The sequence below is a fragment of the Natronomonas sp. genome, from assembly GCF_046483325.1.
In the GTDB taxonomy this organism is placed as follows: Archaea; Halobacteriota; Halobacteria; order Halobacteriales; family Haloarculaceae; genus Natronomonas.
On the sequence record NZ_JAWODL010000014.1, the window covers coordinates 45628 to 67420 of the forward strand.

16 protein-coding genes are annotated in these 21793 nt (G+C 60.5%); 7 read left to right on the forward strand and 9 right to left on the reverse strand.

The genetic code is table 11. The annotated features are described in order from the left end of the window. Positions 1 to 66: 66 nt before the first annotated feature. On the reverse strand, positions 67 to 1581 hold the full coding sequence (locus R6U53_RS04835; protein WP_410321233.1) for an aldehyde dehydrogenase family protein: 1515 nt from the start codon (positions 1579 to 1581) through the stop codon (positions 67 to 69). 100 nt (positions 1582 to 1681) lie between these two features. Here R6U53_RS04835 and R6U53_RS04840 point away from each other — a divergent pair, with 100 nt between their 5' ends. Next, positions 1682 to 2830, forward strand: a complete 1149-nt coding sequence (locus R6U53_RS04840; protein ID WP_410321234.1) for an NAD(P)/FAD-dependent oxidoreductase — start codon at positions 1682 to 1684, stop codon at positions 2828 to 2830. A gap of 25 nt (positions 2831 to 2855) precedes the next feature. After that, positions 2856 to 4157, forward strand: coding sequence for a glutamine synthetase family protein (locus tag R6U53_RS04845; RefSeq protein ID WP_410321235.1), 1302 nt, complete (start codon positions 2856 to 2858; stop codon positions 4155 to 4157). Between the two features lie 154 nt (positions 4158 to 4311). On the opposite strand, the gene R6U53_RS04850 is transcribed toward R6U53_RS04845, so the two are convergent. Further along, on the reverse strand, positions 4312 to 4962 hold the full coding sequence (locus R6U53_RS04850; RefSeq protein ID WP_410321236.1) for a type 1 glutamine amidotransferase: 651 nt from the start codon (positions 4960 to 4962) through the stop codon (positions 4312 to 4314). Between the two features lie 160 nt (positions 4963 to 5122). Between R6U53_RS04850 and R6U53_RS04855 the strand changes: the two genes are divergently transcribed. Further along, positions 5123 to 5923, forward strand: coding sequence for an enoyl-CoA hydratase/isomerase family protein (locus R6U53_RS04855; protein ID WP_410321237.1), 801 nt, complete (start codon positions 5123 to 5125; stop codon positions 5921 to 5923). A gap of 49 nt (positions 5924 to 5972) precedes the next feature. Here the strand turns inward: R6U53_RS04855 and R6U53_RS04860 are convergent, their stop codons facing one another. Further along, positions 5973 to 8096, reverse strand: coding sequence for an acetate--CoA ligase family protein (locus R6U53_RS04860; RefSeq protein ID WP_410321238.1), 2124 nt, complete (start codon positions 8094 to 8096; stop codon positions 5973 to 5975). A 126-nt stretch (positions 8097 to 8222) separates the two neighbouring features. After that, positions 8223 to 10544 carry an aminotransferase class III-fold pyridoxal phosphate-dependent enzyme gene (locus R6U53_RS04865; RefSeq protein ID WP_410321239.1) on the reverse strand — a complete coding sequence of 774 codons (2322 nt, stop codon included), beginning with the start codon at positions 10542 to 10544 and terminating at the stop codon, positions 8223 to 8225. A gap of 299 nt (positions 10545 to 10843) precedes the next feature. Between R6U53_RS04865 and R6U53_RS04870 the strand changes: the two genes are divergently transcribed. Next, entirely contained in the window at positions 10844 to 11257 is a 414-nt protein-coding gene (locus R6U53_RS04870; protein WP_410321240.1) for an ester cyclase, read from the forward strand. 158 nt (positions 11258 to 11415) lie between these two features. Here R6U53_RS04870 and R6U53_RS04875 read toward each other — a convergent pair whose 3' ends face one another. The 4 genes from R6U53_RS04875 to R6U53_RS04890 all read right to left on the reverse strand — a co-directional run bounded on the left by R6U53_RS04875 (position 11416) and on the right by R6U53_RS04890 (position 16463). Beyond that, positions 11416 to 12603, reverse strand: a complete 1188-nt coding sequence (locus R6U53_RS04875) for an NAD(P)/FAD-dependent oxidoreductase (protein ID WP_410321241.1) — start codon at positions 12601 to 12603, stop codon at positions 11416 to 11418. A 570-nt stretch (positions 12604 to 13173) separates the two neighbouring features. Further along, positions 13174 to 13407 (reverse strand): aldehyde dehydrogenase family protein, encoded by a 234-nt coding sequence (locus R6U53_RS04880; RefSeq protein WP_410321242.1) that lies wholly within the window; start codon positions 13405 to 13407, stop codon positions 13174 to 13176. A 153-nt stretch (positions 13408 to 13560) separates the two neighbouring features. Then, the gene (locus R6U53_RS04885) at positions 13561 to 14910 is read right to left on the reverse strand and encodes an aspartate aminotransferase family protein (protein ID WP_410321243.1); all 1350 of its coding nucleotides are present in this window, start codon (positions 14908 to 14910) and stop codon (positions 13561 to 13563) included. A 239-nt stretch (positions 14911 to 15149) separates the two neighbouring features. Further along, positions 15150 to 16463 carry a glutamine synthetase family protein gene (locus R6U53_RS04890; RefSeq protein ID WP_410321244.1) on the reverse strand — a complete coding sequence of 438 codons (1314 nt, stop codon included), beginning with the start codon at positions 16461 to 16463 and terminating at the stop codon, positions 15150 to 15152. Positions 16464 to 16941: 478 nt separating this feature from the next. On the opposite strand from R6U53_RS04890, the gene R6U53_RS04895 reads away from it, so the two are divergent. From R6U53_RS04895 to R6U53_RS04905, 3 genes are all read left to right on the forward strand, one after another. After that, positions 16942 to 18039 carry an ABC transporter ATP-binding protein gene (locus R6U53_RS04895; protein ID WP_410321245.1) on the forward strand — a complete coding sequence of 366 codons (1098 nt, stop codon included), beginning with the start codon at positions 16942 to 16944 and terminating at the stop codon, positions 18037 to 18039. Positions 18040 to 18159: 120 nt separating this feature from the next. Further along, positions 18160 to 19062 carry an ABC transporter permease gene (locus R6U53_RS04900; protein ID WP_410321246.1) on the forward strand — a complete coding sequence of 301 codons (903 nt, stop codon included), beginning with the start codon at positions 18160 to 18162 and terminating at the stop codon, positions 19060 to 19062. After that, positions 19062 to 19886, forward strand: coding sequence for an ABC transporter permease (locus tag R6U53_RS04905; RefSeq protein WP_410321247.1), 825 nt, complete (start codon positions 19062 to 19064; stop codon positions 19884 to 19886). The genes R6U53_RS04900 and R6U53_RS04905 overlap by 1 nt, the downstream gene beginning before the upstream one ends. Positions 19887 to 20507: 621 nt before the next feature. On the opposite strand, the gene R6U53_RS04910 is transcribed toward R6U53_RS04905, so the two are convergent. Further along, the gene (locus R6U53_RS04910; protein WP_410321248.1) at positions 20508 to 21662 is read right to left on the reverse strand and encodes a hypothetical protein; all 1155 of its coding nucleotides are present in this window, start codon (positions 21660 to 21662) and stop codon (positions 20508 to 20510) included. Positions 21663 to 21793: the final 131 nt, after the last annotated feature.

Here is a 21793-nt window from a genome sequence, read left to right on the forward strand (position 1 = left end):
ATATAAAGATTTGATGGGGGCAAAGAAGCGCCAGCCACGACGTGGGTTCCGTGGAACTCTCGAATCTCAGAGCGGCTCGTCGAGCGCAATAGTGACCGACTTCGACTGGGTGTACTCGCCGATGGTCTCTTCAGCGCATTCCCGGCCGATACCGGATGCTTTGAAGCCGCCGAACGGGATACCCGGACCACCGCCATGGTACTCGTTGACCCAGATGCTTCCGGCCCGGATGTCAGCCGCCGCTCGATGGGCGGTGGTCGTATCCCGCGTTGCGACGCCAGCCGCGAGGCCGTACTCGACGTCGTTCGCGAGTTCGATGGCCTCCTCGTAGTTCTCGAAAGTAATGATACACTCGACCGGGCCGAATATCTCCTCTTGTGCGATACGCATGTCGTTGTCAACATCGTCGAACACCGTCGGCTCGAAGAAATGCCCGTCGGCGAGTTCGCCGGCCGGGCGCTCGCCGCCGTAGATGAGATCTGCGCCTTCCTCCCGGCCGAGTTCGACGTACTCCGAGACCTTGTCGTACTGCTCTTCGAACGTCAACGGTCCCAGCGTCGTGCCGTCGACGAGGGGATCACCGGCTGACCAGCCGTCCGTGGCGGTCACGAAGGCATCGGTGAACCTCTCGTGGACGTCTTCGTGGACGAGTATGCGCGAACACGCATCACACGACTGCCCGGTGTTGTAGAAGAGCCCCGCGGCGGCGGTCTCGGCCGCCTGCTCGATATCCGCGTCGGGGAACACCACGAACGGGGACTTCCCGCCGAGTTCGAGCGTCACCGGGACGATGTGGTCGGCCGCGGCCGTCATCACCTGCTTACCCACCGGGACGGAACCGGTAAAAGAGAGCTTATCGACGTCGTCATGTTGGGTCAGCGGGGCACCGGCCTCCGTACCGAACCCGTTGACGACGTTGAGCACCCCGTTCGGGAGCACGTCCGCGGAGAGTTGTGCCGCCCGCGTGATCGAAAGGGGCGCTTCCTCGGAGGGTTTACACACCACCGTATTCCCCGCAGCCAGTGCCGCACCGACCTTCCAGCCGAACAGGTTGAGGGGGTAATTCCAGGGGAGGATCTGGCCGGCAACGCCGTACGGCTCGTTTCGGATATAGACGTGATTGTCACCTCCCTGTGGGAGGTGTGCCCCCTCGTGCGCCTGTGCGACCGATACGTAGTATTCGAGATACTCGATGGTGTCTCCGATTTCCCCGCGGGCGTATTCGAGCGGCTTGCCGGTATCGAGGCTCTCGAGTAGGGTCAGTTCGTCGACGTGCTCTCGGAGTACGGCCGTCCACTCACGGACGACCTTCGCGCGAGAGCGCGGTGTCGTCTCTCGCCACTCCGTTTCGAAAGCCCTCCGAGCGGACGAGACTGCCCGATCGATGTCCGTGCTCTCTCCGCGGGAAACCGACGTGATGGCTGTCGAGACGGCGGGATCCGTCGTCTCGAACGTCTCCCCGTTTGCGGCATCGACGGTTTCGCCGTCGATCCAGTGGCCGAACGTCAGGTCGGTCGTCGCCCGGTCGATCGCTTCGCCGTGGCGCTTCTCCATCGACTCAGCGGACGAGTGCGTACTCATGTGATAGTCACCGTTCTTCTGCTTAGCTAAAAAATGCTCGTACTTGACTAAAAAATGCTTTGAGGCGTAATTATTTACTTCGGTATCGCGACCGAACGGTATGGCGTACGATACAGTCATCGTAGGGTCCGGTATCGCCGGACTCTCCGCAGCATACAGGCTCGCACCGGACCACGACGTACTGATCGTCGACCGCGCTGGCATCGGTGAGGGGACATCGAGCCGCGCCTCTGGAGTCATGACGGCACCTGTCGACTATCCGGACCAGCCGGAATGGACGGCACATACGACCGATTTTTTCCGTGATCTAGACGACACGGGAACGTTCGCTTGGACCGACCGAAACTACGTCCGCGGCGTCCGGCCGGAGGATCATGACAGAGCGGAGGCGAGCGCCGCGACCGACGGGGTCGAACTCGTCGACGTTGGGGCGTACGACGACGTGTTCAGCGACGATGCCCCCTACGATCGGGCGCTGGTCTGGGACGACTGTGGCTACTGTGACGTCGACGACCTGCTCGCGACGCTACACAGCGAGGCGAGAAGTCGGGGGGTAGAGTTCCGGCCGGACACCTCGGTTACGTCGGTTCGCGTTACGGACGGGGTCGCGACGGGTGTCGAGACCGAGTACGGTTCCGTCGAGGCCGACACAGTCGTGATGGCGGCGGGCTCAGCGACTCGGGATCTACTCGCGGATACACTCGAGTTGCCCATCCGGAAATTCACGTGGAACGTCGCATATCTGGATGCGAACCTCGACCGGGAGTTCCCGATGGGGGGCGATCCACACTACGGGGTATACTGGCGAGGGACTGACGACGGTCACCTGCTCGTCGGCCTCGAACACCGGTATGAGTCCGAACCGCCGCACGACGGGGAAGACGTGTTCGGTGACAGGCTCGATACGTTCCTCTCAGAGGACCTGCAAACGTTGCTTGCCGCCGTCGAGGATCATACGAACGTCGTCCGTTATGAGGTTTGCCCGATGGCCGATGCGACGACACCCGATGCGAAAGGCATCATCGATGCGCCGAAAGAAGGGCCGGACGACCTCGTGGTCGCGGCCGGATTTCACGGGGCCGGCGTGATGGCCACGGGAAGCATCGGCACCGCGGTTCGGTCGCTGGTGACCGGCGAAAACGCCCCGTTCGATCTCGACCCGTTCGCACTCGATCGGTTCGACACCCGCGGAACTGATTTCGAGTTCGCCTCGCTGTTTGGGGCGGGGAACTGGAGCACGAACGTTTAAGAACTGCCGCAGCACACAGAGGTTTATGACACTGCCCGAAAACGTCGAAGCGGTGCTCGAAGATCCGGAGGTGGAGCACTTGTTCGTCGAGATTCCGGACATCGATGGCGTCTCTCGCTCGAAGCAGATCGACGCCGACTACGCCCGCGAGAAGTGGGAGGACGGCTTCTCGATGAATATGTTGATCCTCGCGGTTTCGGCGATGACTGACGTACCGGAGGGGACCGGCTACGGAGAAGCGATCGATTTTGCCGACGGTACCATCGTCCCCGACCCCGAAACGTTTCAGCGACTCCCGTGGCGCGACGACGCCGCGCGGGTGATCTGTGATTTCGATTTTCGCGGGGACCCGGCGGAGGCGTACACACGGCGGGTACTCCACCGGGTGCTCGCCGAAGCCCGCGATACTCTCGACGCGTCTTTCGGCGTCGGGAACGAACTCGAGTTTCATCTACTCGACAGAACGGAGGACGGGTACAAGCCCGTCACCGACCATCCACACGAGTACGTTACCCGACACACCGAACGGGTGCGATCGTTTTACGACAAGGTAAAACGCTGGAGCGACGCGATGGATATCTCCGTCCAGAGTATCCAACACGAGTACGGCGCGGGCCAGTTCGAGGTTCTCTTCGACTACGGGTCGCCGCTCGAGACTTCTGACCGAGCGTTCACGTTCCGTGAGGTGGTAAAGGAGGCTGCCGCCACTGGGGGTCGAAAGGCGACGTTCATGGCCAAACCGCTAACGGATTCATCGGCGAACGGCTACCACCTCCACGTGAGTGCATTCGACGGCTCCAACAACGTCTTCGCGGGTGAGGAGGGCCTATCGGAGACGGGCAAAGCGTTCGTCGGGGGACTGCTCGAACACGCCGACGCGCTGGTTGCACTCGGCTGTCCCACCCTCAATGGGTTCAAACGGTTCACTCCGGGGAGCTTCTCACCGTACACCCGGTCGTGGGGCTACAACAACCGGACGGCTGCGATTCGTGTACCGGAAGCGTTACCGACACGAATCGAGAACCGCATCCCTGGCGCTGCTGCCAACCCGTATCTCGTTTTGGCAGGAACACTCGCCGCCGGCCTGCATGGGGTACGGGCGGAGCTGGATCCGGGAGAACCGGTCAGCGGTGACGCTCAAAGGCAGCGCCCATCGCTGGTACAGTCCCCCGAGATGGCGCTTCGGGCGCTCGAAACGGACGACGAGTTGGTCGAGATCCTCGGCGAACAGTTCGTTCACGTGTTCACGACCGTCAAGCGACACGAACTCTCCCAGTTCAACGACTACGTCACGGATTGGGAGCGACGGTACCTCAAAGTCATTTGAGGTGGACTGTTGTCGGCTCGCATCGGTGAGCGTCCGAACGGTCCGGATACTCACCGCAAAAGCGGTGCGAAACCCCTATGCCCCGACGAGTCGGGCGAAATTCCCCCGATCGGTTTTCGGGAGAGATTCGATGGCCGCCCACGCGTACGTCCGCTCACTTGGCTTTCGCCAACGCCTCGCAGTGACGGACGAAATTGTCGAATACCCGGGTAACGTTTATATCGTCGAACGCGTGTTCTCCGGGGTCCCAATCGTCCACCTCCGCCGCGATCTCCTCGGTGAGTTCGGGATGGAACTGGACGGTCCAGACCGGCGCCTCCGTATGTCGGGTACAGAAATTGTCGTCGTACTCGGTCCGTGCGACCGATTGCATTTTCTCTCCGGGTTCGACCACGAGATCGCCATGCAGCACCGGGACGACGGGGTCGACCCCGGTGAGAACCCCGTCGGGTGAGTCGTCGTATTCGATCATTTCGACGAACGTCGACCGACGCTGATCGGCTTCGACTCGGCCACCGAGCGCGTAGTTGATCAGCTGGTGACCGTAGCAGTCTCCGAATAGCGGGATGGCTTCATCGATGCAGCGTTCGATGAGATCGAGTTCGACGTCGAACCACTCACCGTGGTCGTCCTCGTAGACACTGTCGGTACTCCCGCTGAGGACGACGCCGTCGAACCGATCGAGGGGGGGATGCTCCGGATCTTCGACGATGACGTGATACTCCGCATCACCGATTAACCGCGCGATCTCCGGAGCAAGAATTCGATAGTCCGGTTTCACCTCGTTATCGAGAACCAGGATCATGCCCGAGACATCGAAAGCGAGGGTAATAAATCCACCATACGCGCACCCACGCTCACGCACACGAACGACTAGTCTGTCGACCCCGTGGGTACCCCATCCGTCGCCTTTCAACGCCAATCCCATCGATGTCTATAAGACGATTCCTTCCACATGGGTGAACGTGACAGCGTATAATTTCCTCGAAGTAGAGACGATGGACCGTGCGACGACGATAACGCTCGACAACGCGGACGCACTCAACGCGCTCAACAGCACCCTCAGATCGGAGTTGGTGGAGGCCCTCGAAGCCGCTGAGAGCGACGACGATGTCCGTGCCGTCGTCCTCACCGGCAAGGGACGGGCGTTCTCCTCGGGATACGATTTCGGGGAGGAGGCCTCGGGAACGATGGACGACGTCATCGAAAGCGACTACGACCACATCGATGCGATCTACAATCTGAATCTCCCCGTCATCGCAGCCGTCGACGGATACGCCCTCGCCGGCGGGTGCAATCTCGCGTTAGTCTGTGATTTAACCTTCGCCACCGATAGGTCGGAATTCGGGTTCCCTGACGTTCACATGGGTGAACTCCCCCCACGGATGGTTCTTCCAACGGCAGTCGATTCGCTAAAGCACGCTCGCGAACTGCTCTACACCGGCAAGCACATCAGCGCCGGCGAGGCTGCGGATATGGGTCTGGTCAATCAGGTTGTCGAAGACCGGGATGGATTAAATGAGGCCATCGAGGCCGAACTCGCACACATAAAGAAAACGCCGGGATCGGTGGTCAAACTGATAAAAGACAACCTCAACGACATACAGGAAACGCAGGGGTATCGGGCAAACTCGGCGGGAAAGATAGACGAATACCTGTTCGCGGTCACCTCCGAGACGGAAGCAGCACACAGGTTCCATGAAATCGTCGAGGAAGACGGTGTCAACGCGGCGATAGAGTGGATGAACACCGCCGAGAAAGACTGAGGCGGGCCGCTGGCGGTCCTCGACCGCCCAGCGAAAAACGGCGCTGAGGTTAGTGTTCTCCGAGCTCGATACTCGCGTCAACCACCGAGAGGCCGTCAGAGGTCGCGATAACGGGGTTGATATCCAGTTCCCGTATCGCGGGGTTTTCCGAAACCAGCTCGGAGACCGAACGGATGAGGTCGACGAGTTCCTCCCGATCGACCGGCGGGAGGTCACGCGGGCCGTCGAGCAGCGCTTGCGAGCCGATATCGTCGAGCATCTCGCGCGCGTCGTGTTCGGTGATCGGAAGGGCCCGGAACGCCGCGTCGTCGAGCGCCTCGACGAGTATACCACCGAGTCCGCACGTGAGCACCGGCCCGACTTCGGGGTCGTCAGTGATACCCACGATGAGTTCGACGCCGTCACCGACCATCGGGGAGATGAGGACGCCTTCGATCTCGGCCGTTGGCGCGTACTCGTTCGCACGCGTGAGAATGCGATCGAAAGCGTCGGTCACCGCCCCCTCCCCATCGACGTCGAGTTCGACGCCGCCGGCCTCGGTCTTGTGGACGATCCCTCGCGAGACGATTTTCATCGCGACCGGGCCGTCGAATTGGGCGGCGGCGGTACGTGCCTCCGCTGCCGTCTCAGCCAGTTCGAACGGCACTACCGGCACACCGTACCCAGCAAGCAGTTTCCTCGCTTCGAACTCGGTGAATGTCGCCCGATCCCCGTCAACCGCCGTCTCAACGGTCGGGTCCGAGTTCGTGTCGTCTCCGAGAACAAAATCGGATTTTCGGTCGACGGCGGCGAGATGGGTACCGTAGTCGGCAAGAGCGCGAAGCGCCGTCACGGCAGTATCGATGCGTTCGTAGACTGGAACCCCGTTAGCTGCGAGGTGTTCGAGCGCCGTCGAACAGCCGAGTTCCTCCCACATGCTGGCAAAGATCACGGGTTTTCCGATCTCCCCTACGAGAGCTGTGAGCCTGTGGGCGATCTCGGGATCCCTGTCGCCTTCCTTGCCGTCCCAACACTCCTCGTATCCGAGCGCAGCCCCGGCGATAAGTAGCGCGTCGACGTTCGGGTCCTTGAGTATGTATCGGGCCGTGTCGTACCACATCACTTCGTGGTCGGCCGAACCCATGACGTCGACGGGGTTGTCGAGACTCGGTGAAAGCTCGTAGATCCCCTCGAGCGTCGCCTGGGTCTCCGCGGACAGATCCGGGAGCGTCAGCCCCTTTCGCTCCAGCGCGTCCGCCGTCGCCGTAGCGTGTCCCCCACCGTCCGTGAGCACGGCGACGCGGGAGCCGTCCGGGATCGGTGCGTTGGTGAGCGCCTCGGCGACGGGGACTAGCAGGTCGACGCTGTCGACGGGCTGGACACCGGCCTGTCGATACGCCGATTCCAGCACGTCGACGTCCCCCGCGATGGATGCAGTGTGTGACTTCGCGGATCCCTTTCCAGCCGATGTCCGGCCGGATTTGTGGACTACGATGGGTTTTTTCCGTGAGACGCGCCGTGCCTCTCGAAGAAACGCGCGCCCGTCTTTCATCCCCTCGACGTACGCGACGACCCCGTTCGTCAGATCGTCGTCCCCGAGAAAACTCAGGTACTCGTGAAACCCGATATCGGTCTCGTTGCCGACGCCGATGTTGTAACTAAAGCCGACGTTCCCGCTGTCCTGAGCGTCGACCGAAAGCTGGTGGCCCATGTTTCCGGACTGCGTCAACATCCCGATGTGTCCCGGTGTCGTCCGAATGCCCCCCAGCAGATGGACGTTCTGGTGGGCGAAGTCGACTCCTTCGATGTTCGGTCCGATGATCCGAACACCGGCCTCCTCGGCAGCAGCGGCGAGGTCTTCCTCCAGGGAGTCCTCACCGATCTCGCCGAAGCCCGCCGTATTGATGACAGCGCCGGCAACGTCCTTTTGTCCGCACTCACGGATGGCGTTCGGGACGTACGCCGCTGGGATGGCGACGAACGCGAGATCGACCTCGCCCGGAATGTCGAGTACCGTGTCGTGGGCTGTCCGCTCGAATATTCGCTCCCGGTTCGGGTTCACAGGATACACCTCGCCGTCGTACTCCGAGTCCACGAGATCCGACATCGCCCGGTAGCCACGCTTCTCGGGATCGTTCGACGCACCGATCACCGCAATTGATTGCGGATCGAACACTCGCTGTAACTGGCCCATCCAATAGAACTACCACAAACAGTTTCTAATACCTTTTGGTGAGTCAATAACCGTCCGAAACCCGGTTTCAGCCCGTCCGAACGTTCCGTGCTGTGTGAAAGAAGACACTCTCACCCACGCGGCGGATCACCCGTCACATTCCGTCTCAAGAACCGAGTCGAGCACCCCAAGCAGTCGGTCGGCATGGTCCCGTTCGAACACGAGCGGTGGCCGTATCTTCAGGACGTTGTCCGAACTACCGGACGAGCCAATGAGAACTCGACGCCGGCGAAGCCCCTCGACCACGTCCTTTGCCGTATCGGTTGCCGGGGTCCAGTCGTCCTCGTCGCTGACGAGTTCGACACCCACCATCGTCCCCTCTCGCCGAACGTCTCCGATGACGTCGTATCGTGTACTCATATCGACCAGACCATCGTGCAGGTACGCACCAACCTCCCGGGTTTGCGCCAACAGCCCCTCGTCTTCGATGACGTCCATCACAGCCAGTGCCGCCGCACACGAGACCGGATTTCCCCCGAACGTGCTGAACATCCCGGTGCGATCCATGAGCACCGAGGCGATATCCGAGCGGGTCGCCACCGCCGCGACCGGGTGTCCATTGCCCATCGGTTTGCCCATCGTGACGATATCGGGGACGACGTCTGTCGCCTGAAATCCCCAGAGATTCGACCCGGTTCGCCCGTATCCCGCCTGAACCTCGTCCGCGATGATGAGGCCGTCGAGGTCGTGGATCCGACCCGCCATCGCCGTCAACCGCTCGCTATTCGGCGGGAAGATTCCATCGCTCGTGAATAGCGGGTCGAATACGAACGCCGCGGGATCGTATCCGCGCCGACCGAGCCGGTCGAGCGCCGCGGTCATCGCTTCGGCCCCGGAAGGTTGAGCCCCGCGATGGTGGCTCCGGGCCGGCGGAGGGACGGTTTCGACGTGGTCGGGGCGAGTTTTTCGGGGCCAGTCGGCTGGTGACAGGGCGACTGTCGCGTCGGTGATACCGTGGTAGGCGTGCTCGGAGACCACCGCTCCGTCACGCCCGGTTGCGGCGGCCGCAAGCCGCCACGCGAGATCGTTCGCCTCGCTCCCCGAGTTGACGAACATGACCCGGTCGAGTCCGTCCGGGAGCGTCTCGAGCAGCCGCTCGGAGAGCGTGACTACGGCCTCGTGGAGATACCGGGTGTTCGTCGTCAGTTTGCTGACCTGCCCGCCGACCGCGTCGGCGACCCTGGCGTTGCCGTGGCCCACCACCTGGACGTTGTTGTACGCGTCGAGATAGCGGCGGCCGGCAGAGTCGAACAGCCACACGCCCTCCCCGCCGACGAAGTGGACCGGGTCACAATAAAAGAGTGGTGAGTCCCCCATCACCGTCTGGCGGCGCGAAAGCAGTTCGGACTGCTCCATCCGCGGGTACGGGACGTTACTCGAGAGTGCGGCAGTCCGCAGGCGGCGTCCGACGACGTCCAGACCGGTTCGTTCCAGCGACTGCAGGAGCGCCCACCCGTCTTCGACGCCGGTCGTCGTGTGGTCGGTCTTCTCGGGATGTTCGACGCTCCGCCACGCGACGATGACCCCCCACGAGAGGAGTCGGGCCGCCACGAGATCTCCCAGAATCCGCGCTTCAGAGTCGGTCAGGGGCGTGATTTCCACGTATCCTCTGATAACGTGCCGTGCGGCATCGAATGGATCAGTACAGCGGTGCATTACGCTCGCCAGGGCGATGGCAAGGTCGCTGACCAGTGCCGTATGAGTGAGATCCCCGAAGTCCACGATACCGCTTACCTTCCCCTCGTCGAACAGGACGTTGTCGAGCGTGAGATCGTTGTGAATGACCTGCGCTCGCAGGCTTTCAAAGGAAGGGGCAACACGGTCGTCGAACCGATCGAGGACGCGCTCCGCGAGAGCGCGCCGCTGGTCGTCTTTTATCGCGTAAATAAGTTCGCGGAGATCGCTGGTATACCTAAGATCCCAGAGCACCTCGTATCGGGCGTCGGGATGGAAGAACCCACGGAGCGCCCGTCCGACCCGTGCCACCGTCCCGCCGTACTCGTACAGCGCGTCTTCGTCGAGGGTCCCACCCGACGGACTCCCGCCGGGGAGGAACGTGAACAGCCGGATGAGGTGAGTCTCGCCATCCATCTCCACCGCGGTCCAGGGATTTCCCTCGACCGTCGGGACGGGTTGCATGACCGGCAGATCGGGTGCGGTCCGCGAGATGTGCCGCAGTGCCTCGGCCTGTACATCCAGCGTCTCGGGGCCGTCCGTGTGGTTAGAAATCTTCAACACGTACCGCCCGTCATCGGTATCGATGCGGAAATTCTGATCCCGTTCTCCCCCCAGTTCGGTGGCCGCACCGAGCTCACCGAAGCGCTGTGCTGCAATGTGTTCTGCACGTGTGGCGTCGAACGCCGGCGGCGAGGCGACGAGTGGGGCGATTCCTCGCAGTGTCTCTCTCACCGCCACACCTCCGATCGGTCTCTTGGCGACATACAGAGAGAAACGAACGGAGCAGGAGTTAACAGTTGGGGTAGGCTCAAGGTCCGTTCGGGTGTCCGTTCGGATTGGCTCGGATTCCTCGAACTCACGGAGTGACGGACGATGGCTCCCCGCCGCTGGCCTCGAACTGGTCGTTATCGACCCCCGATCACATCCGAGGGCTTTGCCCGTCAGATGGTGAAAACCGGAACGTCGGTCGAGATCGCGTGGCGTCAGGAAAACAATTAATAACCCACAAAGGGTGTTTCCACCCGAGGTCCATGACTGACACGACCACGAGGACGGAACTGGCGGAACGATTGATCGATGAGATCTGGAGCGAGGGTCGACTCGAAGTGATAGACGAGATCGTCTCGGAAGAGTACGTCGACTATTACGAAGGAGAACCCAACGCACACGGCCGCGATGGGCTCAAAGAGTACGTCGCAGGACTCCGGGAGAGTTTCCCCGACTTCGGAAAGGACATCAAAGAGATCGTAGCGAATGAGGACTCGGTCGCACTTCGATTCATGGCGACGGGCACCCACGAAGGCGTGTACGAGGGTATAGAGCCAACCGGCAAGGAAATCTCGTTTGCCGGCTCCATTTTCTTCGACATCGAAGACGGAGAGATCACCGCAACCTACGAAAGCGCCGATACGTGGGGGCTCATGGAACAGCTGGGCGCTGTATAGGTACCCGATCGAGGATTCACGTTTTTGCCGTTCCGCGGTTCGATCCGTGCCGCTCGGGAGAGCTATTCCGCCGTACGGTGGATCGCTCTCAAAGGTACTACTGATTGAATCCGCGAGTCTCGGACGCGTGACCGGTACCGAGGAGGAAACGGGGGAGGTTACGTTTGTGGCCCGACCAACTCCGGCGATTCGGCGATGTACGACGAGCCGAAGTCGGTGGATCGATCCTCGAATCGATCGAGTGAGAACGGCTCGACCGAAAACGGACCGCTCTCGTCGGTGGCGACGAGCCGAATCGCCTTCCCGATCGTCGGTGCTGCCATGATTCCGAAGCCGTGTGTTCCGGTGGCGACGACCAGCCCGTCGGGGGCTTCGGTGGGAGCGTCGACGATCGGATACCGGTCGGGGGTGGCGGAGTCACCGAACCGACATGTGTCGCCGGTGACGAACTGCGCCCGACCGAGGTCGGTGATCAATTCGGGAATTGTATCCGCGATGAGACGTTGAAACCCTTCCGTCGTCGTCGTTCGGGGCGTTCCCGGTGGTTTCACGAAGTACGTCCCACCACCGACGTGTAACTCCCCGGTCGGCTGCGGGCGGAAATAGAGATGGGAGTGTTCGTCCCACGCCATGGGGAACGACTCCGTGAGCGTGCGCTCGTGATCGAGGTCGTACGTCTGATACCGGTACGGTCGGGTCGGAATCTCGACGTACTCGGAAACGAACTGCCGCGTCCGCCAGCCGGCAGCGACGATCACCTGTTCGGCCCGGATTCGCTCGCCCGTTTCGACGTCTACCCCAACGATGTCTCCGTCGTCTACGGCGAGGTCGGTGACTTCGACGCCCGTCCGGAACGTCGCCCCATCACGCTCGGCGTCGTCTTTGACGGTCGTCACGAAGGTGTAGGGATCGAGCCAACCGGCGTCCTCGTAGACGATTCCACCCGCGTACCCATCGAGATTGAACGTATCTGGAAAACGATCTTCCAGTTCGTCAGGAGTGTTGAACGCGGTATCGAACCCGTTCTCCTGAAGCGTCGTCGCGTGATCACGCAGTGATCCCGTGTCGTGCTCGTCCGATCGGAGCTCGACGTACGTCCGCTCGTGGAACGAGACGTGACCGGTCCCGTCGTACTCGCGGAAGAACTCGATGGCGTATTCCGCCGCGGCCGGGGTGTCGGAGTACTCTTCGACGACCGTGACGAGCCCGGATGCCTTTCCCGTGGCACCGCTACCGATCTGATCCCGTTCGAGGACGAGCACGTCGTGGTCCGATGCCAGTTCCCGAGCCGCCATGCAGCCGATAATCCCCCCACCAACGATAATAACGTCGTAGTCTTGACTCATGATCACAGCCGCGATACGGGGAACGCAGTATAAGAACTTTCGCTCCGGCGGTCGTCTGGACGGGTCGCTGGCGGGGGTCCGGCACGGGGTCGTCTCGGCGGCCGATCGCTTTTGAGCGATCGATGAACTGACGGTCGGTGTGCGCACCAACGGACAAAGCAACGTCCACACGTCGCAGGGAATCGAGCCGTTCGATGCAACGAACGGCAGATCGTTTCCGAATCGGTCTCGTTCGAGTGCGTCCGACAGTATCATACGGAGTCCCGTCGGAGTTCATCGGTTCATCGCGAGGGACCGAAATACAGCGTCAAAGACGGGCATCGAGATCTCCGGGTGACGACGAGAACCCCTCTCAGTTGTCAGGCCAGCGCTCGATGTAGGCGGTCTCGTCGATCCCCGGAGCGGCGTTTTCGGTGTGTCAAGCCTGCACCAGCGTCCGCATCCCGGAGCCACCTCCACGATCTCGATCTCACGGCGGGTCTCTCCGGCGGCCTCACGGCGGGTCTCTCCGTGCTCTCGGACCAGGAGTCCGGCGAGTTCGCCTCGATGTTCCTCTGGGAGCTATTTGAATTAGAACAGCGGCTGGCTCCGCTCTTCGATGGGCGTTCGTCGCCACGTTTCGAACGCGTCTTGCCCGGCCGCCACCACGTCATCGACGTCGCCGGCGGAGCTGAATCCAACTCCCGCGATCGCCTCGTTCGTCACCGGATCGTTGATTAGTCGGGCTTCCTCACGGGCCGATATCCACGCCCCGTCGACGTAGTTTTGCACCTGACCGTACTGTACATTCGTAGCTTCCGACATGGTGTATTGATAAAAGTGTAGGGTAGTGTAAAGACATTCTGCACCGTCGAATCCGCCCGTGGCGTCGTCTCGGCGCGTTTACTGGCTCGTCGGAGGATAAAAAACGGGCACGGCATTCGATCACGTAACAGTGGCGCGATCGGAACGGCTCTGTTATGACTGTTGCTCCTCGGCCAGTCTCGGTGCGACGTGTTTGAACGCCTCCAGCGTTTCGTCGATATGCTCTTCGGTGTGTTGGACGCTGATCGTCCACTGCTGATCGGCACTGTGCGGGTGGGGCATGATCCCCTGGTTGACCATGGAGAACCAGAAGTTCTCGTGCAGGTCGTAATCGATATTGTCGAGCCAGTCGCGGTAGTTCTCGATCCGCTCGTCGGTAAAGAGGATGCTTCCCTGGGAGTTGACGTGCTCGACGTGACCGTCGATGCCTTGGTCTTCCATGATGTCCTCGTACCCCTGGACCATCCGCTGGCCCAGCGCATCGACGTGCTCGTAGGCATCCTCGGTGAGGACCTCCCGTAGCTGGGTGACGAGTGCCTGCAAGACGAGCGGATTACCGTTGTACGTTCCATAATGGGCGGCACCGTGTTCGATCTGTGCCATAACTTCCTCTTTGCCACCGATCGCACCGACGGGGAAGTTCCCACCGATGGATTTCGCCATCGTGACCAGATCCGGTTCGACGTCGTAGTACTCCGCTGCACCACCGGGAGCGATCTTCACGCCCGTTTTTACCTCGTCGAAGATATAGGTGATCCGATACTCGTCACAGAGTTCGCGTAATCCTTTCAGGAAGTCACCGTATGGTTGGAGCATTCCGGTGTTCATCACGATCGGTTCGACGATGAGTGCCCCGATCTCGTTGATGTTCTCGCGCAGGATACCTTCGACAGCCTCCAGGTCGTTCCACGGGGCGATCTCGACGGTCTCGGCGGTCTTCTCCGGCACACCGTGGCTCTCGACGACGCGGGAGGGCCGCTCCGGATGCCCGCTGAGCCGGCCAGGCGCCGACTTGCTCATCAGCACGTAATCGTGACACCCGTGGTATGCCCCCTCGATTTTGAGGAGCTTGTCTTTCCCCGAGTACGCTCTAGCGATTCGGATCGCGTGCATCGTGCTCTCCGTCCCGGAGTTGGTGAACCGGACCTTATCGATCGCATCCCAGCGTTTCTTCAGCTCCGCCGCTGCCTCCGAGAGCAGTTCGTGTGGATGAGTAAAGAGGGTTCCATTCCGGAGTTGTTCGGTCACTACCTCCGTCACGGCCGGGTGGGCGTGTCCGCTCATTCCGGCGCCGTTGTTCATATCGAAGTCGACGTACGAGTTTCCGTCCACATCGTAAAGGTATGCCCCCTGCGCGCGATCGATGATCAACGGATGAGGGTCCCACGCTCGATAGGAACTCGCAACGCCCATCGGGACGTGATCTCTGGTTTCGTGATACATCTCCTTGCTCGTTGGAGTCCGCTCGCGATACTCCGCCTCGACTGATTCCCACAGCTTCATTACGAACCCACGTACGGGGTACGTGATAATAGATCCCATGGTTACGGGTCGATACGGACTGCCGTTTCCACGCCTGCCGCTCGCCCATACCGGAGGTCCGCTCGCCGGTCATTCGGCGCACGGATCCGCATCTATTCGTACTCTCGGAACCGGCCGTTCCAATCTGGCGGCCGGGAACACACGGGACAGTGCACGGGCATCGACCGACCGCGACGGACCAGGTGACCGAACGACCGCAGTCAAAGCGTTTCGATGTACTCGTTGCGCTCCCAGTCGGTCGTTTGCTGGTAGAAAGTATCTATTTCCTGACGTTTCATCGCGACGTACTCGTGGATGATTTCCTCACCCAGGTATCGACGGAGGACCGTGTCGGCTTCGAGACGATCGATCGCCTCGCGCGGGGACTTGGGCAACGGAGGCTGATCCCCTGAGGGGTCGCCGTCGGACGGTTCGGGGGGTTCGAGTCCGGCTTCGATCCCGTGAGATCCGGCCGCCAGCGTCCCGGCGATCACAAGATAGGGATTGGCATCCGCGCTCGAAATCCGGTTCTCGATGCGGGTCTCCCCGTGAACTGGAACCCGAATCGCGACCATTCTGTTGCCGTATCCCCAGGAAGCGGAGTAAGGCGCAAACGCACCCGGTTGATACCGCTTGAATCCGTTTATATTCGGCGTCCCGAGGGCCGCCAGAGCGTCGGCATGCTCCAGGAGTCCACCAACGAAATGACGCCCTCGCTCCGATAACCGCTCGCTCCCCCCGTCCGAATCCAGAACGTTTTGACCGTCCTCGAAGAGGCTTATGTGCAGGTGATAGCCGTTCCCCGCGCTTTCGGTGAAGGGTTTCGCCATAAACGTCGCGTGTCGATCGCACGTGCGTGCCGTGTGTTTCACGAGCTCCTTGAACCGGAACGTGCGGTCCGCCTGTCCCAGCGGTTCGCCGTACTCGAACAGGATCTCGAACTGCCCGACTCCGAACTCGTGGTGTAGCGCGTTCAGGTCGAGATCGAACGACGTGGCCCATTCGTAGACGCGATCGTAGAAGTGTGAGATCGATTCCGTCGCCTGGGTCAGATTTTCGTGTTTGTCGCTCGTCACGGGAACGTACCCGTCAGTCGATTGATTTAACAAGAGGAACTCGAGTTCGCTACCTGCGTACGTATCGACCCCGAGTTGATCGACCCGATCCAAGACACGATCGAGGGCGGTCCGAGGAGCACCGGGAACGGGGTCGCCACGGAACTCGAAATCACAGATCACCCGGGCGGCGTCGTCACGCCACGGCACTCGACAGCACGTGCGGGGATCGGGGTGGACGAGACCGTCGGCATAATCGATATCGTCGCCGTATTTCGATCCCTCCACGACGTCGCTGCGAGGGGTCTGTGTAATCAACGCCAGGTTCATCGTGAACCCGTTTTCCCACGACGACAGAAAATAATCGGCAGCCAGCTGTTTCGATCGGGACAGTCCGTTCAAATCCGGGAATTCTATAAAAACGTGATCGATCCGATCATCCCGGATCAACGATTCCATCGACTCCCGCTGATCGTTCATTACCGCTTCCAAATACATCAAATTACTTAAAGATACTCCCGTACGAGTGGAGATGTCGTCGATCATCGGTCGAGGACTCCGCGCACTGCAGTAGAGGACGGTAGTGAACTTCCGAACGAAATGCGACCGCCTCGGCGATGCAGTCGCCATTGTTCGATCGTCACAATAGCGTATACGCGACATCGAGGCCGTCCGAAGTGCCGTCCGGCTCCGGATAGGTGATACGGATCGGTGTCGTTACTCGCGAGCGTCGCCCCGAACGAGCGTTCGCGGTGGACACAATCCGTCCAGGACTGTGGGCCTCCCGGTCAACAGCGAATGTATGATGTTCGGAGAGTAGTGCGATGAATGGGTACTAACGCGCTATTTTATGCGGTAGCGATGCGTTTTCCGGAAGTTATCAGGACGACCGATTGGGAATCACAACCAAAAATTTTATTTATGTAGATGTAGCTTCACTTAGTATTCCGATTCCACCATGGAAGACAACGGCACAGTAAAAATCGAGGGATTACGCAAGGAGTTTGGCGACGTACTGGCAGTAGATGGGATCGATCTCGAGATCGGCGGTGGAGAGTTCTTTACCATACTCGGCCCATCAGGCTGTGGCAAAACAACGACGCTCCGGTGTATCGCCGGGTTGGAGACGCCGACCGCAGGGGATGTGTATATAAGTGGCGACCGGGTCACTCACCTCCCCGCGAACAAACGCCGAACGAGCATCGTCTTTCAGCGCTGGGCGCTGTTTCCCCACATGGACGTGGCCTCGAACATCGGATTCGGATTGGAGATGGCCGGTGTCCCGAAAGACGAACGAGAGGAGCGGATAGAGGACGTTCTCGACCTCGTCGAATTGCCTGGATACGGCGACCGAAAGCCGACCGAGCTATCGGGCGGGCAAAAACAGCGAGTTGCGATGGCTCGCTCTATCGTCCAAGAGCCGGACGTTCTCCTGCTCGACGAGCCGCTCGCGAGCCTGGATCGAGCGTTACGAGAGCGGCTCCAGATCGAGCTGAAGAACATCCAAGACGAACTCGACATCACGTTTATCCACGTGACTCACGATCAAGAGGAGGCGCTGACGATGAGCGACCGGATCGCGGTGATGAACGAAGGTCATCTGGAGCAGGTCGGAACCGTGACCGAACTCTACGAGAAACCCGAGAGTCGGTTCGTCGCCGAGTTCGTTGGCGAAACGAACCTCATCGAGGGGTCGCTTACGCGATCGAACGGCATGCTCGAGATAGCCAGCGACGTCAACGTCCAACTGAGCGCCGACGTTCACGACAACCCCGCTGGTGATAGCGACTCGGCCGTGCTCACTATCCGACCGGAGAGCCTTCGTCTCGTGGCCCGAAACGACCTCGACAGCGACAACTGGTGGAACGGTACGGTCAGTAACGTGGTGTATAAAGGATCGAGTACGCTTTATGAGGTTGATATCGGCGAACGGATAGTTAGGATCGAAAAACAGCGACAGAAAGGTGAACGGTCCTTCGAAGAAGGGGCAGCGGTGACAGTCGGGTTCGACGCGGACGAGGGGAAACTTATTCGGGGAGCCGAGGGGGAATCATGAGTGTCCTTGCCCCGACATGGTCGGACAGCGTCCGATATCACAGTCGGCCAAAAGGAATCCAAGACGATGGCACTGAAGCGGGACCACGATCCAAACGTCAGAACGACGGGGGGCTAACGCATGGGTGAAAGCGAGGAGGTCGTCTCCGACGATGGGCTCGAGCTGGTCGACCGCATCACCGAAAACAGATACGTCAGCCTGGCGACGACCGCCGGTCCGATCCTCCTGTTGGAGATAGTCTTCTTCGTCGGCGCACTCGCGATTATGCTGATGATCGCGACGATGCAGATGCAGGATTTCACCCTCGTCCCCGATTACGGGATCGGAAACTTCGTCGATGCGGTGACGAAGATACAGAACGTCCAGGCGTTCCGGAATACGATCGTTCTCTCGGTGGCCGCGACGGTGTCGGCGGCGATCGTCGCGTATCCCATCGCCTACTTTATCGCCCGCTACGGCGGCCAGTATAAACACCAACTCGCCGCGATCGTGATCATCCCCTTCTGGACGAACTACGTCATCCGGATCTACGGCTGGCGGATGATCCTCTCGGACGAGGGCATCTTCAATACGCTTTTGATCTGGGTCGGAGTGGTCAACGAACCGCTCGACATCGTGCTCAACACCCGGTTTTCCATCTGGTTCGGGCTCCTCTATCTGCTGTTACCGTTTATGATCCTACCGCTGTACTCGACGCTCGACGGGATCGACGACTCGCTCATCGAGGCGGCGTACGACCTCGGTGCATCTAGACGAGCGGTGTTTTCAAGAATCATCTTTCCGCTGTCGATCCCCGGTCTGATGGCCGGGACGATCTTCGTATTCATATTCAGTATGGGGGCGTTTATCGTTCCCTCGATGATGGGCGGGGGAATCCCGTACGTCGGAACGCGAATCAACTACGAGTTCGGATTTGGCGGTGACTGGCCGGCCGGTGCCGCGCTCGGGAGCGTCCTGATGTTCTTGGTGTTGATCAGTCTGGCATCGCTACTCCGGTATGCGAGCATGGAGGAACTGTTCTAATGAGCACTGACACCGGTTCGCGGGACTGGGACATGACGTTCAGGAGAGCTATTCAGACGCTCGAACGGAACTGGCTGCGTTTCTGGACGGCAGCGGTGCTCATCTTCCTTTATATGCCAATCGTCATCGTCGTCGTGTTTTCGTTCGAGCAGGGATCGTTTTCGACGCTTCCCTGGAGCGGGTTCACACTCGAGTGGTACCGCCAACTACTCTCCGATTCGGCTGCGATCAGTTCGATTTACAACAGCGCGATCGTCGCCGTCGCGGTGACGGCCATCGGGACTGTGCTCGGCACCCTCGGTGCGATCGCGCTAGTTCGCCACGAATTCCCCCTCAAACGTGGGTACCGAGCGCTCGTGATCGCCCCGATGACCGTCCCGGGGCTCATCCTCGGTGTTGCTCTCGCGTTGACGTTCAGCTACATGGAGGTCGGTCGATCGTTGCGGACGGTCATCGTCGGACAGTTGGTTTTCATCACTCCATTCGTCCTCGTGACGGTGAGCGCCCGGCTTCGCGGGTACGATCCGACCCTCGAAGAAGCGGCTCGCGATCTCGGTGCCAGCAAGCTGACCGTTTACAAGCGTGTGACGCTCCCGCTTTTGGCCCCCGGAATCATCAGCGGAGCGCTGTTCGCCTTTACGCTCTCGTGGGACGACTTCCTCCTCGCCTTCTTCACCAGCGGGGCACAGGACACGCTCCCGGTTTACATCTTCTCGACCATCCAGCGATCCCAAACTCCGGTCATCAACGCGATCAGTGCGGTCGCGTTGCTAGTCAGCATTCTGTTGATCGGACTCAGCCTGCTGTTCAGAGAGGAGTACTGATAGGGATCATCGCAGGAACCCATAGCTCCTCGGCGACGACTCGAGAGACGCCACCGAAAGGCAGGGTCGGGATCCCCGGCCGGTCACGATACTCCCTGTGAGTTCGCGTTGGATTCACTCGGTCGGACTGTCGTCGTTGCGACCTTCACGTAGGATCGATACGAACCGTTCACGCGAGAGTAGCAGCCGATATCGTGGGGTCCAGCCTCGATTTCGCAGTGGGAGTGAGCCGCGGGACGCCCGCAAACTCCGCACTACCCGGTCGGCCGTGTGACGAGTTGTTCGGTTGTACCCGCGGCCTGCGCACCAACTGAACGTTTTCGTTCACCGTCTGCCGAGAACGAAAACCGAGGACGGCCGCGATACAACGTGTCTCGTGACCCGAAGTGCGATCTCCGCTCGCTCCGAATCTACGATCGGGACGGCCCATGGATATTCGACCGTCGGCGTCAGGCGCCCCCGATCGAGACACCGTTGATCGAAGTAAACGCCCTCGAACGCACGGCTGAGATCGCAACTGGACGGCAGTGTCAAACGCTCGAGACGAAAGCGTCTCGCGGGCGAAAAAATGAAGCTCCGCCTCGCGGATATCTCGGCCTCCAGGCAGAAACGGAGGCCGGCTTAGTTGATGTCCGCCTGCGCCTTCGCCCGTTCCCACATGTCTAGCCACTCGTCTTGTTGGGGCGAAATCAGGTACTGGTACATGTTGTTCAGGATCTCGTCCATGGCCTCGAAGCCCTGATCTTTGTAGAGCAGAATCTGACGCTGCTCCTCTTCAGTGAACTCGTCGAAGGCCTCTTCCATCACCGGCGCACCGAGTGACTCGGCGTCGCCGTAACAGATCGAGTACTGTCCCTCGGGAGAGAGACACTCCCGCTGGAACTCGACCGCGAGGTCACGGTTGAGATTCGAGTTGTTGATGAGGCAGGTCCCTTCGACCCAGTACCAGCCGCCGGTTTGCTCCGGAAACATGATCTTCATCCACTCGTTGCCCTCCTTGGCGATCTGGCTGAGTGCAAAGTTTCCAGTACCGAAGACGAGCGATGCGTTCCCCTCGACGAGGTCCTGTCGGACCGCGGCCGCACCCGAGTGAACAGCAGTAGTGTTATCGAACAACTGGATGAGAACTTCCTCGAGTTCCCCCAGTTCCGACTCGGAGAGTTCGATCTGCATCGGGTTCTCGTCGTAATCGAACACCTCCAGGATGACGAGCGGGATCACCCAGGTCGGCCAGTCCACGAGGGTGAGTTCGTTCTCGAGGGATCCGTCCGAACCGCCGGTCCAGCAGACGGTATACCCCTCGTCCTCGAGCATTTCGAGGTCGACTTCACGATCGTCGTATCCCAGACCGCCCCACCCCCACCGTGGCGGAAGGGCCCACACATCGCCCCCCTGTTCGAACGTCTCGTAGGGCCACGCGAACTCCTCGTGAAGGCCGTCGGCCTCGGGGTACTCATCTTCGTTGAGGGGAACGATGTGGTCCGCCTCTGCGTTACGGACCGCCCAGTCATTGTCCAATACCAAGACCTCGAACTCGTTGGTTCCACCCGAGCCGAGTTGGTTGAACCCCTCGACGTCACTCGAAATCATGGACAGGTTTAGGTTCGCGCCTGTCCGTTCTTCGACCAGATCGGCCACGCCTTCGTAACCAGACCACGTCAGGACGTTCAACGTTTCTCCGCTGAAATCACCGCCGCCGTTGCCGTTACCGCCGTTGCCGTTGCCGCCGTTGCCGTTACCGCCGTTGCCGTTGCCGCCGAGACATCCCGCTAGCATTGTCGTTCCCGCTAACCCTGCAGCTTTTAATAGCTTCCGCCGGTTCTTGTCACTTAGTGACATACAGACTGTTTTTATTGGTAACTCCGTATATAGCTGTCGATTGTGCATAACTGCGATGGATTTTGGAT